The sequence below is a fragment of the Novosphingobium profundi genome (genome assembly GCF_020524485.1).
GTDB classification, from domain to species: domain Bacteria; phylum Pseudomonadota; class Alphaproteobacteria; order Sphingomonadales; family Sphingomonadaceae; genus Novosphingobium; species Novosphingobium profundi_A.
Window position 1 is genome coordinate 430,824 of record NZ_JAIVLF010000001.1, and the last position, 14,629, is coordinate 445,452.

The window sequence follows — 14,629 nt, forward strand, 5'->3', positions numbered from 1 at the left end:
ATCTTTCGCGCGCCACCTTGGCTGGGAAAGGTGAGGTCGCCCATTCTGGGGTCAAGGGGCATGGCCCCTTGAATCGTATGGAGTTACGGACAGTCCGGCGTGATCTGGTAGAGCGTATCCCAGTTCTTGCCCGTCACGAAGATGCGGTCCTTCTTCGCGTCCCAGGCGATACCGTTGAGGACATCGTCGGCGGTGCGTGCGCCGCTCTTCGCGGTAAGGCCGGAGAGGTCCACCCAACTTTTCACGACGCCTGATTCAGGATCGATGCGGGCGATCCGCTCGGACATCCAGACGTTTGCCCAGATCTCTCCGTCGATCCATTCCAGCTCGTTGAGCCGCGCGACCGGGCGTCCTTCGTCGGTCACCTCGAGCGTGCCGGTCGACGCGAAGGTTTCCGGATCGCGCAAGGTGAGGCGGCTTGATCCGTCGCTTTGGTAGATCGTGTCTTCGTGGATGGTCAGGCCCCAGCCTTCGCCCGTGACGGGGAAGAGCTTGATGGGCTTGAGCGTCGTGCGATCCCAGCGGTAGGCCATCCCGTCACGCCAGGTCAGGCTGATGACCTGGTCGCCCCAGGCCACGCTTCCTTCGCCAAAGAAGGTCGGGTCGAGCGCGCCTTCGACGAGCGGCGTCGTGCTTTGCAAGGTGCGCTTGAAAACGCGCGACTGACCTTTGCGCCCAGTGCTTTCGTAGAGGACGCCGTCGGCGAAGAAGAGCCCTTGCGTGAAGGCTTCGGGATCGTGGGGGAAGCTCTCCTCGATCGTGAAGCCGCAGACAGGGGCGGGAGCCGCCTCGGCGCCGCAGCCGCTTGCGAGCGGAAGGAGGGCAAGGGCGAGAAGGATGGCCCTGGGGGCACGCGGGGAACGGGACATGATGCTGTGCTGCCTAACCCCTTGACCTTGCGCAAGGCTGAATTGCGATCAGCCTTTGATCGCCAGTTCGAGCGCGCGTGTGAACAAGGCCTGGAAGCGCGCTTCGTCCACGCCCGCGCGCGGATCGTTGAGGCTGGCGGTCACCACCACCCAGCGCCCGCTCCGATCTTTAAGAAGGACGGTCATGTTGAGGACGCCAGGTTCCGATCCGCCCTTGAAGCCCGCGTAGGACACCTCTCCTGTCAGGCCTGCTGCAGGGCCTGGATTGAGCGCGAGGATGCGCAGCGCCTCCTGGCCGTTCACGGTGTCCTTGCGGCCCTGAAACCAGCGCATCGCGCGCGCGAGGTCCGCGGGCGAGGCGAACCATTCCAGGCGCTCGATCATCACGGGGGTTCCGTCGGCAAAGAGATTGCCCACCGCGCGGCCCGGCACATCGGCCATCTCGCCCGCCAGCATGGCGCGCCGTCCGTCCGTGTCCTGCGCCAGGTAGCGGTGGCCCAGGGCACCTCCATCTACGCCTTTCAGCTTGAAGGCCTCCATCGTCGAGAGGAAGGGCATGTTGCGCGCGCCATGGGTGAACCCGATGCGGGCCTGCATGGCCTCGATGCGGGTGCGGCCAAGTTCGTTAAGGAGCACGTCGGTTGCGGAATTGTCGCTCACCCGGATCATCTCCTCGGCGAGCCGGCGCAGCGGGACCTGAGTGCCCGGCGGCAAGGCGCGAAAGGCTCCTGCGGGAAGTTCGGTGCCGTCGAGGGTGACCGTGTCGGTCCACTCGCGCAGGCCATCGTCGATCTCGCGCACCAGTTCGGCGAGGATCACCAGCTTGAAGGCCGAGCCAATGGCGAGCGGGCGCTCGCCGCGCAGCGCGACGGCGGGGCTGTCCTCGTCCAGATCCTGGACGAGGAAGCCTGCCTTGCCGGGTGCGGCGGCAAAGGCCGCGGCCACATCGTCAAGGCTGGCAAGCTCGGCAATGTTGGTGGGCATGATGCCGGTCACCCGCAAGCCCGTGACCTGCCCCGGGGCCTGGGGGGAAAGCGCGATCCAGGCCCGCGCCGTCCCCTTTTCAAAGGTGAGGCGCAAGGTGGCCTCGTGCTCGCCGAGCGGTGTCAGGCTTTCGACACCTGTCGCCGTGCCAAGCTGGCGTTGGAGCGAGGCGATGAGGGCCTGCATCTGCGCGTCGGGCACGGCCTTGCGAAAGGAGGCGGCGAAGGTCGCGGCGGGATCACCCCCGCCGTTCAGAATGATGAGGATTTCCGCGCTGCGCTCGCGCAGTTCCTGCGAGACCGGAACATCGTCCGCGGCGCTGGTCACATTGAGCGGGGCGCTCACCATAAGGGCGAGACCCGCTGCGGCCCGCAAGGCCTTTCGTGCCATTTGCCACATTGCCGCTCCCCTTTCGCGCACGGGACAGCATGCCGGGAACGTGGCTATCTGGCAAATAGGGGGAAGACCCTATTGTGCGGCCATCTGCGCCATGGCCTCGCCCGAGGGCGCGCCGAGCGGGGTCGTCTCGACCGGCCCGACGGGCAGCAGGCGGCCCCGCACGATGGCTTCGGGCATCTCGGCGGCGAGCCACTGGATCAGGGCCTCGCGCACATCGCAGCGCAAGTCGAACAGGGTGGGGCTGTCCTTGGCTGTGACCAGGAAGCGCACCTCGATGGCATCGCGGGTCAGCTCGGTGATCTGCATATGGCGCACCCGGCCGTCCCAGCGCTCGTTCGCCGCGACGATCTCCATGAATTTCTCCCGGATCGGATCGAGCCGGGTCGCAGGGTCGACGTAAAGCAGGATCGTACCCATCAGCTGCGAGGTGGTCTTGGTCCAGTTCTGGAAGATCTCCTCCAGGAACTTGTTGGTCGGGACCACCAGACGCCGCTCGTCCCAGACCTTGACGACGACGTAGGTGGTCTTGATTTCCTCGATCCAGCCCCATTCGCCGCCCACGATCACGGCGTCGCCAATCACGACGGGCTCGGTCAGCGCCATCTGGAAGCCGGAAATCAGCGCTTTCAGGGCTGGCTGCGCGGCGGCGCCAACGGCAAGGGCGGCAAGACCGGCCGAGGCCATCAGGGTTACGCCGATATCGCGCACGCCGGGAATGGAGAGGAGCATCAGTCCGATGGTCAGGAACACGATCACGAACGTCGCGATGCGTCCGAAGATGGTGAGGCGCGTGCGGCGGCGGCGGTTGCGGCGGTTGTCCGCCATCGAGATGTCCGCGCGCAGCACCATCGCCTCGACGAAGGCGTTGAGGATCGCCAGCGCCATCCAGCCCACCATGAGTGGCATGACCAGCCCGCCGATCCGCTCCCACATGGCTTCGAGCGCGGGCGTCTCACGGGCGGCGAGGACAAGCGCGAGGGAGACCAGCGCCCATCGGCTGGGCCGGGCGAGGCGTTTGACCACCAGGTTGTCCGAATCGCTCTCACTCGCCTTGGCGAAGCGCCGGAGCAGCCGGAACAGAAGGGCATGGACGAAGAGCGCAACCGCAACCGCGAAAACGGCCACGATGACAGCGACGATCGTTTGTTGCAGCCAATTCGGCAGCTCACCGATCAGGTCCTGGAGCAAGTCGGTCATGGAGAAGAAACTATGCTGCAGCGCAGCGGTTGCAAGCGCGAAGGGGCTCCTGGATGAAATCCGCCCCTGCGCGCTTGCATTATCGTCTTACTTTGCGGCCAGTTCCTTCACGATGCGCGGGGCCGGGTAGATGGTCTCCAGCGCCTCCTGGAGCGCGGCGGTGGAGACGACGACGGTGCGGTTGAGCACTGGATCATAGCCGTAGTTGCCGCCCAGCGAATGGATGTTGCCGTCAAAGGCCGCACCGATCACGGTGCCCGCCTTGTCGATCACCGGGGAACCCGAATTGCCGCCGATGATGTCGTTGGTGGTCACGAAATCATAGGTCACAGCCTTGTCGATGGCGCGTTCCTTCGCCGCGAACTGGCTGGGCAGGTCGAAAGGTTCGGCGCCCGTCGCACGCTCGAAGGTGCCGCCCATGGTGGTCTGGAAGGGCACCTCGTTGCCACGCTCGGTCCAGCCCTTCACGCGGCCATAGCTGATGCGCAGGGTAAAGGTGGCGTCGGGGTAGAGGCTGTCGCCATAGGCGGCAAAGCGCGCGTCGGCGAGCTTGGCCCCGGCCTGCGTGACCGGCCCGGCATAGGCCTCGTCGACCTTCTGCTTGAGCGCGCGCTGGTTGGCGTCCAGTTTCAGGGCGTACTGGATCATCGGATCGTCCGAGGCCTCGATCGCGGCGAGGCCCCCGTCCCACAGCTGCTTGCGGTACGCCGGATCGGCGAGCTTCGTGCCCGCGACAAGGCGCTCGGACAGGCCCTCGGGGCTTTCCTTGCCAAGGAGCAGGCGGGTCTGCGGATCATCGACCCCCAGGTATTCGCGCGCCTTGGAGAGGCTCCAGGCCATCTGCAACTCGTCGAGCCAGGGGTAGACCGGCGCCTCGTCGAGCAGGCGCTTCTCGGTCAGCGGCAGGGCGCTGTCGGTGTAGCCGGGGAGGCGCTCGGCGTTGGGCTTGGCGCGTTCGGTCGCACCCATGACGAGGGCCTGCGCGTAGCTGTAGAGCGTGCCCGAGGGCGCATCGTAGCGGTAGGGGATGTAGAGCGTGCGGTAGGCATCGACCGCCGCGTCCACCTGGGCCCAGGGATCGCCGATCTCGGCGTTGCCAGCGCTCTTGGCCTTCAGGTCCGCTTCGGCCGCGGCCAGCTTGGCGGTGAAGGCGGGGTCGTTCAGGGCCTTGGTGCGGCCGATGTAGACCTTGAGGCTGTTTTCGACGCCGCTCAGGAGGTCGAGGCCCTCGCGCGCGTGTTCGGGGCTTTCCTCCATCGCGCGGATCAGTCGCCCGCGCAGTTCCGAAAGCGTGGCGACGGTGATCGGCAGGCGCACCTCGCGCTCGAAGGCGAGCTGGCTCAGCGTATAGAGGCGCGAGGTCGAACCCGGGTTGCCGACCACGAAGGTGGCTTCGTCGGCCTGGGGCGTGCGCGGGTTCCAGGTGAGGTGGACCGGTGTCTTTACCGGCTTGCCGTCCTCGTAAGCGCGCAGGAACGAGCCGTCGAGCGAGTAGCGCGGGAAGTTGAAGTTGTCGGGATCGCCGCCGAAGGTGGCCGCGCGGTCCTCCGGCGACCAGACGAGGCGGACGTCGGAATACTTGCGGTAGGTATAGAGCTTGTACTGCCCGCCGCCGAACAGGGTGACGACCTGGCAGCGGAACTTCGCGGTGTCGGTGCAGTTGGCCGCCTCGATCTCGGCGATCCTGGCATCGCGCGCCTTGGTCAGCGCCTCGCCGGTAAGGGCGCCGATGGCCGCCTTCACCTCGCCCGTCACATCCTCGATCTTGGTCACGACTTCGGCCTGCTGGCCCGGGCACTTCTTTTCATCGCGCAGCGACGCGGCGATGAAGCCGTGTTCAAGCAGGTCATTGTCGCCCGTCGAGTTGTCGTAGAGGCACGAGGCGACGCAGTGGTGGTTGGTGAGGATAAGCGCGGCATCCGAGACAAAGCTTGCCGAGCAGCCGCCGGTGAGGCGCACGGCCGAGGCGCGCACGGTGTCGAGCCAGGCCTGATCGGGGGCCCAGCCATAGTCGGCCTGCATCTTCGCGGCGGGGAATCCATCGAAAGTCCACATGCCCTCGTCGGCGTGGGCGATGGTCGAGGTGGTGGCGAGAAGCAGCGCAAGTGTGGCGGCGCCGGCGGCGTGAAGCGATGGGATGCGAGCGATCATGTCAGGGGTCCTCCTCCTGGGAATGTCCCGGATTTCCCCAAGGAACGGGGCCAAGTCCAGCGCAAAGCGCATGAGGGGCGGGGATAAGGATACAGTATCACCTGCCCTTCGACGAAAGGCCTACTTGGATCGACCAACGACACACCATGGCTTGTATCCGCGCTGTGAGGCGGTAGCCTCCCGCGCCAGGCCGTGGTCCCCCCAATTCCAACCCACGGCAGCAAAAGGATTCTCCGCGATGTTCGCACTCGACCGCCGCAAGGCCCTGGGGCTTGCCGCCAGCCTTCCCGTTGCCGCCTCGCTGACCGGCCTTGGCGCGTCCGGTGCGCAAGGGGCCGAAGTGCCCACAGGATCGGGCGCGACCTGGGACCTGACCGACCTGTTCCCGGATGCCGAGGCCTGGGATGCGGCGCGCAAGGCGGTGCTGGCCGCCCTGCCGCGCCTTGCTGCCTACAAGGGCACGCTGGGGACGAGCGCGCAGGCGCTGGCGCGCGCGCTGGACGATATCTCGGTGACCAAGCTCAAGGCGATGCGCGTCTACGTCTATTCCTCGCTTCAGGCCGACGAGGACGTGCGCGCGCCCGCCCCGCAGGAGCGCGAGGCGCAGGCGCGCGACATGTTCAGCCAGATGGGGCAGGCGACGGCCTGGGTGGACCCGGAGGTTCTGGATCTGGGCGAAGAGACCATCGAGCGCTTCATTGCCGAAAACGAAACGCTCACGCGCCGCTTTGCCTTCCCCTTGCGCGACACGCTGCGCCGCGCGGAGCATATTCTCGACGATCAGGGCGAGGCGATCCTGGCTTCGGCCTCTGCAGCGCTTGCCGGGCCGGGCAGCGTGCGTGACCAGCTTGTCGCCTCGGACATTCCCTGGCCCACGATCACGCTTTCGGACGGGCGCGAGGTGCGCCTTGATGCCCAAGGCTATTCGCATAGCCGCGACGCGAAGAACCGGGCCGACCGCAAGCGCGTCTTCGACAGCTACTGGAGCGCGTTCAAGGGCTATGAAGGCTCGCTCGGCGCGGCGCTTGCGGCCAAGCTCAAGGGCGATGTCTTCGAGGCCGAGAACCGGGGCTACGAAAGCTGCCTTGCCATGGCGCTTGCCGCCAACCGCATCCCCGAAGGGGTCTACCGCAGCCTTGTATCGGAGGTGAACGCAGGGCTGCCGCAGCTTCACCGCTACTTCCAGCTGCGCCGCCGGATGCTCAAGCTGCCCGACATCCACTACTACGACATCTACCCCCCGCTGGTGCAGATGGACCGGACCTTCACGCTGGGCGACATGCGCAATGTTGCCTTGGACGCGCTCAAGCCGCTGGGCGGCGACTACGTGCGGCTGATGGGTGAGGCGACGGCGAAGAAGTGGATGGATCCCTTCCCCCGGCCGGGCAAGCGGGCGGGGGCCTACATGAATGGGGCGGTCTACGACGTGCACCCCTATCTCCTGCTCAACCTCTCGGAGAACTTCGACGGGGTCTCGACGTTCGTTCACGAGTGGGGCCACGCGATGCACACGCTGATTGCGGCCAAGGCGCAGCCTTATGAGACCGCCCGCTACCCCACCTTCCTCGCCGAGATCGCCTCGACCGCGAACGAGGTGTTCCTGACCGAGTACATGCTCGAACGGGCCAAGACGAAGGAGGAGAAGCTCTATTACCTTGGCATGCGTCTGGAAGGTCTGCGCGGTACCTTCTACCGCCAGACGATGTTTGCCGAGTTCGAACTGAAGATCCACGAGATGGCCGAGGCGGGCGAGGGGCTTTCGGGCGCGAGCATCAGCCGCGTCTATGGCGAGATCCTGAGGCGCTACCACGGCCCCGATTTCACCATCGATGCGCCCTACGAGATGGAATGGGCGATGATCGGCCACTTCTACCGCTTCTTCTATGTCTACCAGTACGCGACCTCGATCACGGCGGGGACGTGGTTCGCGCGCTCGGTGCTCGATGGCGGCACGGCCGAGCGGGAGAATTTCCTCGGCGTCCTGCGCGCCGGGGGCTCGGACTATCCGACCGATATCCTGACACGTGCGGGGCTCGATATGGCCTCGCCCCAGCCCTACCGCGATCTCGTGGCCGGGTTCGGGCGCACTCTTGATGAAATCGAGGCGCTTCTGGACGCCTGAGCGCACGGGCCGGGCGGCTGGTGGCCGGTGCGTGCAATCGCGCTGGCCGCAGGCTCCCGGCTCGGGTAGCCTGCGGGAATGACCCACCGCACACTTATTTCCGCCGATGAACTCAAGGCCTTGCTCGATGCCGAGGCCGATGTCCTGATCCTCGATTGCGCGTTCGATCTCGCCCATCCACAGAACGGTCCGGCGGTGTTCGAGACCGGCCATGTGCCCGGCGCACGCCACGCGCATCTGGAGCATGACCTCTCGGGAACGCCGTCCGGGAGCAACGGGCGCCATCCCTTGCCCACGCGCGAGGCCTTCGCCGCGTGGCTGCGCGGGCAGGGGCTCTCCAACGGCCAGCAGGTCGTGACCTATGGCGGCATGGGCAATGCCGGTGCGGCGCGGGCCTGGTGGATGCTGCGCTGGATGGGCCACGCCGAAGTCGCGGTCCTCGACGGCGGGCGCGACGCCTGGATCGCGGCGGGCCACGAACTGGAAACCGGCAAGGCCGGCGAAGTGCAGGCCGAGGGCGATTTTACGGTGGGCGTGCCGCTGGTGGCAGGGACCGTCGATGCGGACGATGTCCTGGCCAACATCGACGCGCACGACGCCCAGATCCTCGACGCGCGCGACCCGGCGCGCTTTCGCGGCGAGCCCAGCCCCAACGACGTTGTCTCGGGCCATATCCCGGGCGCGAAGAATCGCTTCTTCCAGAACAACCTCAACGACGACGGCACCTTCCGCCCGGCGTCCGAACTCAAGGCCGATTTCGAGGCGCTTCTGGGCGATGCCCCGGCGATCCTCCAGTGCGGTTCGGGCGTGACCGCCTGCCAGAATGCGCTCGCCATGGAGATCGCGGGAATTCCAGGCGCCTTCGTCTACATCGGATCGTGGAGCGAGTGGACCAGCGATCCGGCGCGTCCCATCGCGACGGGCGCGTAAGAGAGGAAGACTTTTCAAGGGGCCATCGCCCCTTGACCCCAAAACGGGCGACCTCACCTCACCCGGCCCACGCAGCGCTCGCAAGGTGAGGTCGACATTTTTGGGAGCCCGAGGGCGATGGCCCTCGGATTAATCCCTCTTACCTATTCCCCGAACCACACCGGCGCATCACCCGGCTGCCAGGGCGTGTACTTGGTCATTACCGAGGTGAAGAGCTCGGACGCCAGATGCCCGTCGAGCCAGGCGCGAAGGGCGGGAAAGTCCTGGGCGTCGAACCAGGCGCGGTCAGTCGCGGCGAACTGGCGGATGAAGGGCATGATCGCCATGTCGGCCAGGCCGCGTGTCTTCCCGCACAGTTGGCCGCCTGGCGCTATGCGCGCGTCCAGATCGCGCAGGGTTTCCAGCGCGCTCTGCCGGTGGGCCAGCGCATCGCTGCCGTGGCGTTCGGGGTACTTGTAGCGGTCGAGGTCGTGCTTGAAGGGGCCGTCGTTGCGCGCGATGAGCTGGGCATCGCCGCGTTCCAGCCAGCCTTCGGGATCGCTGCGTTCGAGCGCCCAGTGCATCACCTCAAGGCTTTCTTCGATGACTTTGCCATCGGGCAGAACCAGCACGGGCACGGTGCCCTTGGGCGAGGCCTCCAGCATCGCGTCCGGCTTGTTTGCCAGTTTTACCTCGCGCAGTTCGCAGGCGATGCCCGCCACGCGCAGCGCAAGCCTTGCGCGCATGGCATAGGGGCAGCGGCGGAAGCTGTAGAGGACGGGCGGGACGGGGCTTGTCACGCCGCGTCCGGTGTATCGGTGTCCTCGCTCCGGACCGGCGGCGGGGCGCCGACATGTTCCTCCCCGCGCGCACGGGCGAGAAGCTGCTGGCGCTGGCGTTCGCGGTAGCGTTCGCGCTGCTCGTCGGTGCGCTCGTCGTGGCAGTGCGGGCAGGCGACGCCTTCCTCGAACAGCGGGGAGGCGCGGTCTTCAGCGTTCAGTGGAAGGCGGCAGGCGTGGCACAGCGTGTAGTCGCCTTGCAGCAGCCCGTGGCCGACCGAGACGCGGTTGTCGAAGACGAAGCATTCGCCTTCCCACAGGCTGTTCTCGGGCGCGACGGTCTCCAGGTATTTCAGGATGCCGCCCTTGAGGTGGTAGACCTCGTCCACGCCCTCCTGCTTGAGGAACGCGGTGGACTTTTCGCAGCGGATGCCGCCTGTGCAGAACATGGCGACCTTCGGTGCGTCCTTGCCTTCGCCCAGGAGCTTGGCGCGCTGTTCGCGAAACCAGCCCGGAAATTCGCGGAAGGAAGCGGTCTCGGGATCGATCGCGCCCTTGAAGGTGCCGATCGCCACTTCGTAATCGTTGCGCGTGTCGATCAGGATCGTGTCCGGATCGGAAATGAGATCGTTCCAGTCCTCGGGCGCCACGTAGGTGCCGACAGTGGCGAGGGGATCGGTGCCCGGCTCGCCCATGGTCACGATCTCGTTCTTGAGGCGCACCTTCATGCGCAGGAACGGCATTTCGCGTGCGCCCGAGAACTTGACGTCGAGATCCGCGCAGCCCGGCAGCGCGCGGACATGCGCGATGACCCGCTCAATCCCCGAGCGCGTGCCCGCGATGGTGCCGTTGATGCCTTCGTGCGCGAGCAGCAACGTGCCGCGAATGCCCTCCTCCTCACACAGCGCGGCAAGCGGTGCGCGCAGGGCGGCATGATCGGCAAAGGGCGCGAACTGGTAGAGCGCGGCGACGCAGACCGGCGCGTTGTGCGCGGCGGTGGGATGCTCGCGCTGGGAAAGATCGGAAGTGCTCGTCATGCGCGGCCCCATAGCGCAAAGCGGGGCTCGCGCGAAGAGGGGCCAGATGCACGAGGCCCGGCAAACCGCACGCGGTCGCCGGGCCGAGTATTGTGTCGCGTGAAGGCGGCTGGCGTTATGCGAGCGCGGCCTTCAGGTCGTCGACGAGGTCGGTGCGCTCCCAGGGGAACAGCTCGCCCTCGGGCTTGCGGCCGAAGTGGCCATAGGCCGCCGAGGTCGCGTAGATCGGCTTGTTGAGGCCTAGGCCCACGCGGATGCCGCGCGGGGTAAGACCGCCGAGCTTGTCGGCCGAAACCTTGGTGAGAGCCGCTTCCAGCGCCTCTTCGGAGACGGTGCCGGTGCCGTGCAGATCAACATAGAGCGAGAGCGGCTTCGAGACGCCGATCGCGTAGGAAACCTGGATCGTGCAGCGCTTGGCAAGGCCCGCGGCCACGACGTTCTTGGCAAGATAGCGCGTCACGTAGGCGGCCGAACGGTCGACCTTGGTCGGGTCCTTGCCCGAGAAGGCGCCGCCGCCGTGCGGAGCCGCACCGCCGTACGTGTCGACGATGATCTTGCGGCCGGTGAGGCCAGCATCGCCGTCCGGGCCGCCGATCTCGAAGGTGCCGGTCGGGTTGATGTGGTAGACGGTTTCGTCCGAGATCAGGCCGTCGGGCAGGATGTCGGAGATGACCTTCTTCACGTAGGCCTTGAGCTCGGCTTCCTTCTCGCCCTGGTCATAACCCGGCTTGTGCTGGGTCGAGAGGACAACTGCGGTCGCGGCGACGGGCTTGCCGTCCTTGTAGCGCAGCGTGACCTGGCTCTTGGCGTCCGGTTCCAGGAAGGGCGCGGCGCCCGAGTGGCGGTCGGCCGAGAGCTGCTGCAGGATCTTGTGGCTGTAGTCGAGCGTGGCGGGCATGAGGTCGTCGGTCTCGTCGCAGGCGAAGCCGAACATGATGCCCTGGTCGCCGGCGCCTTCGTCCTTGTTGCCGCTCGAATCGACACCCTGCGCGATGTGCGCGGACTGGGCGTGGAGGTAGTTCTCGAAGTCGAAGGTCTCCCAGTGGAAACCGTCCTGCTCGTACCCGATCTTCTTGACGGTCTCGCGCACGACCTTCTCGATTTCCTCGAGAGCGCCATCGGCCCAGGCGCCGTTCTCATAGACGCCCTTGCAGCGAATCTCGCCGGCGAGGACGACCTTCTGGGTCGTGGTCATGGTCTCGCAGGCGACGCGCGCCTCGGGATCCTTCGAGAGGAAAAGGTCGACGATTGCGTCCGAAATCTGGTCCGAAACCTTGTCGGGATGGCCTTCCGAGACGCTCTCGGATGTGAAGACATAGTCGCTACGCATAGAGTCACCTGGGATATAAAGAAATCTTTAAGTGCGGTTCCTGCTCTACCTGCGACGGCTGCGAAGTGCAACCATGGAAAGGGAAAGAAGCGAAAGAATGCCTGCCAGCGCAAGCGGGATGGCGTTGCCCAGGCGCGCAAAAAGAGTGGGTTCGTGGGCGGGCGGGATGAAACCGTCGAGCCGTCCGGCAGTGTGGCGCGGCACGAATTTGCGCACGATCCCGTCCGCGTCGATCACCGCGCTGATGCCGGTGGTAGTTGCGCGCAGGACCGGGAGGCCTTCCTCAAGCGCGCGCAGGCGTGCCTGCGCCAGATGCTGCGGGGGCCCCCAGGCGCCGAACCAGCCATCGTTGGACGGGTTGAAGATGTAGTCGGGCCGGTGCGCAGGGTCGACCACGGCGCCTGAGAAGACGATCTCGTAGCAGATCTGCACGCCCGCCCGGCCGTAACGGCCAAGGTCCAGTGTGCGGGCGCCGGGACCGGGCCAGAAATCGAGCGTGCCGGGGACGAGGCGGGAGAGACCGATCGGCTCGAGCAGGCCGCGCAAGGGGAGGTATTCGCCAAAGGGCACCAGGTGCGCCTTGGAATAGCTGGCGAGGATATCGCCGCCCCCGTCGAGCACGGTGACCGAATTTCGCGCGGCAAGGTTGTCCTCGCCCTTCATCACCAGGTCGACCGCGCCGGTCATCAGGCGGCTGTAGGGGCCGATGACGCGCCCGATACGCTCGCGCGAGAGCTTCGGGTCTCCGGCATAGGTGAACATGCGGTAGACGTAGGGGGGATAACCGTCGCGGATGTAGTCCCCCAGGCCCGACTCGGGCCAGAAGACCATGCGGCGGCGGCCCGGAACCTGCGGCAGCGAGAGCCGGGCAAGCTTGATGAAACTGGCCTCGAACTGGCGCGGATCGTCGATGAACTCCTGCCGGATATCGGGCTGGACGAGGGTGTAGCGCACCGTGCCCTCCGCCCGGTGCGCCCAGGGATCGGGGAGGCTGAGCAAGGTGGCAAGCGCGCCCAGGATCGCGAGGGGAAGAAGGGCGCAGGCAAGGCGTCCCACTGTTTCGCGCGGCGCGGCGAGCCGCATGAAGATGCCGGGTAGGGCGGCCAGGAGGCACAGCAGGCCGGAGAGGCCGTAGCTGCCGATCCACGGCGAGAGCAGCGCCAGTCCGCGGCTCTTGAACGAGCCCAGGAGGGCAATGCCAAGCGGGTTCCAGGCAAAGCCGGTGAAGAGCCAGCCGCGCAGCCATTCGCTCACGATCCAGGTCGCCGCGAAGGCGAGCGCCAGCGGGAGGAAGGGCAGCGAGGGGCGCGTGTCCGTTTCGGGTGGCGGCGCGGGGATGCGACGCTGGACGAGCAGGCGTGCGGTCAGGCAGGCAAGAGCCGGGAACAGGGCGAGGTAGGTCGCGAGCAGGACCACCGCGATGCCGCCGAGCCAGGCGGGCATATTGGCCTGATAGGTGAAGGCCGTGGCGATCCAGTTGTTGCCGAGCGCGAAGTGCCCGAGGCCGAAGAACCAGCCCAGCGCAAAGGCTTCGCGGGGCCTGGGGCTGCGGACCACCAGTTCCAGCAGAACTGCGATGCCCAAGAGCGTCAGGGGCCAGAGCGCGAGCGGCTGGAAGCCGCAGGCGGCTGCGGCGCCAGCGGCAAGGGCCGGAATGCGGGGGGAGCGCCAGAGCGCATGAAGGCGTCGTGGAGAGGACGCGTCGTGCCGAGGGGAAGCCATCGGCGAGGGGTTTTAGTGGGGCACGCCCGGGACGCAAGCAAACTCGCGCGGGATGAGGCCGCAAGGCGTTCGTGCAGGCAGAGCCTGTGCGGAAAAAGGGGTTCGGCCGGGCACGGGGCCCGGCCGGGAAAGGATCAGGCCTCGGCTTCGGCGGCGCTGGAGGCCGTATCGTCGTTCGAGGCGGTCTTGCGGGTGGTGCGGCGGCGGGGACGGGGCTTGGCCTCGCCGGTCTCGTCACCGGCGGCTTCGCCAGCGCCTTCCGCGTCGGGCGCGCTCTTGGCGGCCGTCTTGCGGGTGCGGGTGGTCTTGGGCTTGTCGCCTGCCGGAGCGGCCTTCTTGGCGCGGGTGCGCTTGGCAGGCTTGTCCTCGGCAGGGGCCTCGGATGCCGTATCGCTCTCGTCACTGCTCGCGGCGATCGCGGGCGGAAGCACGCTCGAATCGAAGCCGGTGTCCGCCTCGTCGCTGTCCTCGCGGGCATCGTCCTTGCCGCGGCGCGGCTTGCGGGTCTTGGTGCCCGAGCGGTTGTCGCGCACGAAGGGGTTGTCGGCCGGTTCGTAGACCGAGCGGCCTCGCTCTTCGCCGTCGTCCGACGCGTCCGATCCGTCCGTGTTGGGGCGGGGCTCGTTCGAGGAGGTGTCGCTGCGGCGCGGGTTGTCGCGCGAGCGCTCGCGGCCACTGTCGCGGCTGTTGTCGCCGTAGCTGTCCGAGGAATCGCCGTCGTCCTGGCCGCGATCGTCGCGACGCGGCTGGCGGGCCTCTTCCTGGCGCTGCTTCTGGTCCGCGATCACCCGGAAGTAGTGGTCCGCGAACTGATGGTAGTACTCTTCCTGGACGCGATCGCCGTTGAGCATCGCGTCGTGGGCCAGCTTCTTGTACTTCTCGAGCAGCTGGGGCGCGTTGCCGCGCGCCCGGCTGTCGATGCGGTTCATCTGCTGGCCGTTCTGTTGGCGATTGTTACCGCGGCCACGCCTGCGGTTGTTACCACGATTGTTATTCAAGGATAACTTTCCTCAAAACCCCTGGCATCCACTCAATCACGAGCTGGATTGCCGAATGTCGCATGACACGGCGGGCCCCCCGGCTGCCGAGACTTATACATTTGCTTCAATGCTGTCCGATGAGAGGGACAC

Annotated in this window: 11 protein-coding genes; 2 read left to right on the plus strand and 9 right to left on the minus strand. The window is 66.8% G+C overall.

The genetic code is table 11. The features are described 5' to 3' along the window. Positions 1 to 83: 83 nt before the first annotated feature. The 4 genes from LC060_RS01790 to LC060_RS01805 form a co-directional block, all read right to left on the minus strand. Entirely contained in the window at positions 84 to 869 is a 786-nt protein-coding gene (locus tag LC060_RS01790) for a glutaminyl-peptide cyclotransferase (protein ID WP_226632178.1), read from the minus strand. A gap of 48 nt (positions 870 to 917) precedes the next feature. Next, positions 918 to 2,243 carry a serine hydrolase gene (locus tag LC060_RS01795; protein WP_226632180.1) on the minus strand — a complete coding sequence of 442 codons (1,326 nt, stop codon included), beginning with the start codon at positions 2,241 to 2,243 and terminating at the stop codon, positions 918 to 920. Between the two features lie 78 nt (positions 2,244 to 2,321). After that, positions 2,322 to 3,449 (minus strand): mechanosensitive ion channel family protein, encoded by a 1,128-nt coding sequence (locus LC060_RS01800; RefSeq protein ID WP_226632181.1) that lies wholly within the window; start codon positions 3,447 to 3,449, stop codon positions 2,322 to 2,324. An 87-nt stretch (positions 3,450 to 3,536) separates the two neighbouring features. After that, entirely contained in the window at positions 3,537 to 5,600 is a 2,064-nt protein-coding gene (locus LC060_RS01805; RefSeq protein ID WP_226632182.1) for a S46 family peptidase, read from the minus strand. Positions 5,601 to 5,838: 238 nt separating this feature from the next. Here LC060_RS01805 and LC060_RS01810 point away from each other — a divergent pair, with 238 nt between their 5' ends. Further along, positions 5,839 to 7,722, plus strand: coding sequence for a M3 family oligoendopeptidase (locus tag LC060_RS01810; RefSeq protein ID WP_226632183.1), 1,884 nt, complete (start codon positions 5,839 to 5,841; stop codon positions 7,720 to 7,722). A gap of 78 nt (positions 7,723 to 7,800) precedes the next feature. Continuing rightward, complete coding sequence (locus tag LC060_RS01815) at positions 7,801 to 8,652, plus strand: sulfurtransferase (protein WP_226632184.1); 852 nt, start codon at positions 7,801 to 7,803, stop codon at positions 8,650 to 8,652. A 143-nt stretch (positions 8,653 to 8,795) separates the two neighbouring features. Here the strand turns inward: LC060_RS01815 and LC060_RS01820 are convergent, their stop codons facing one another. The 5 genes from LC060_RS01820 to LC060_RS01840 form a co-directional block, all read right to left on the minus strand. Continuing rightward, entirely contained in the window at positions 8,796 to 9,431 is a 636-nt protein-coding gene (locus LC060_RS01820) for a glutathione S-transferase (RefSeq protein WP_226632185.1), read from the minus strand. Then, on the minus strand, positions 9,428 to 10,447 hold the full coding sequence (locus LC060_RS01825) for a rhodanese-related sulfurtransferase (protein WP_226632186.1): 1,020 nt from the start codon (positions 10,445 to 10,447) through the stop codon (positions 9,428 to 9,430). Before LC060_RS01825 ends, LC060_RS01820 begins: the two co-directional genes overlap by 4 nt. Positions 10,448 to 10,562: 115 nt before the next feature. Beyond that, positions 10,563 to 11,777 carry a methionine adenosyltransferase gene (metK, locus tag LC060_RS01830; RefSeq protein ID WP_226632188.1) on the minus strand — a complete coding sequence of 405 codons (1,215 nt, stop codon included), beginning with the start codon at positions 11,775 to 11,777 and terminating at the stop codon, positions 10,563 to 10,565. A gap of 45 nt (positions 11,778 to 11,822) precedes the next feature. Further along, positions 11,823 to 13,499, minus strand: a complete 1,677-nt coding sequence (gene lnt / locus LC060_RS01835; RefSeq protein ID WP_226632195.1) for an apolipoprotein N-acyltransferase — start codon at positions 13,497 to 13,499, stop codon at positions 11,823 to 11,825. Positions 13,500 to 13,633: 134 nt separating this feature from the next. After that, complete coding sequence (locus LC060_RS01840; RefSeq protein WP_226632197.1) at positions 13,634 to 14,497, minus strand: DUF4167 domain-containing protein; 864 nt, start codon at positions 14,495 to 14,497, stop codon at positions 13,634 to 13,636. Between the last annotated feature and the right edge of the window lie 132 nt (positions 14,498 to 14,629).

Excerpts from the sequence above, each read along its gene's own strand:
- metK (WP_226632188.1), bottom strand. The coding sequence starts at position 11,777 with ATGCGTAGCGACTATGTCTTCACATCCGAGAGCGTCTCGGAAGGCCAT.
- LC060_RS01805 (WP_226632182.1), bottom strand. The coding sequence starts at position 5,600 with ATGATCGCTCGCATCCCATCGCTTCACGCCGCCGGCGCCGCCACACTT.
- LC060_RS01810 (WP_226632183.1), top strand. The coding sequence starts at position 5,839 with ATGTTCGCACTCGACCGCCGCAAGGCCCTGGGGCTTGCCGCCAGCCTT.
- LC060_RS01800 (WP_226632181.1), bottom strand. The coding sequence starts at position 3,449 with ATGACCGACTTGCTCCAGGACCTGATCGGTGAGCTGCCGAATTGGCTG.
- LC060_RS01825 (WP_226632186.1), bottom strand. The coding sequence starts at position 10,447 with ATGACGAGCACTTCCGATCTTTCCCAGCGCGAGCATCCCACCGCCGCG.
- LC060_RS01795 (WP_226632180.1), bottom strand. The coding sequence starts at position 2,243 with ATGGCACGAAAGGCCTTGCGGGCCGCAGCGGGTCTCGCCCTTATGGTG.
- LC060_RS01790 (WP_226632178.1), bottom strand. The coding sequence starts at position 869 with ATGTCCCGTTCCCCGCGTGCCCCCAGGGCCATCCTTCTCGCCCTTGCC.
- LC060_RS01815 (WP_226632184.1), top strand. The coding sequence starts at position 7,801 with ATGACCCACCGCACACTTATTTCCGCCGATGAACTCAAGGCCTTGCTC.
- lnt (WP_226632195.1), bottom strand. The coding sequence starts at position 13,499 with ATGGCTTCCCCTCGGCACGACGCGTCCTCTCCACGACGCCTTCATGCG.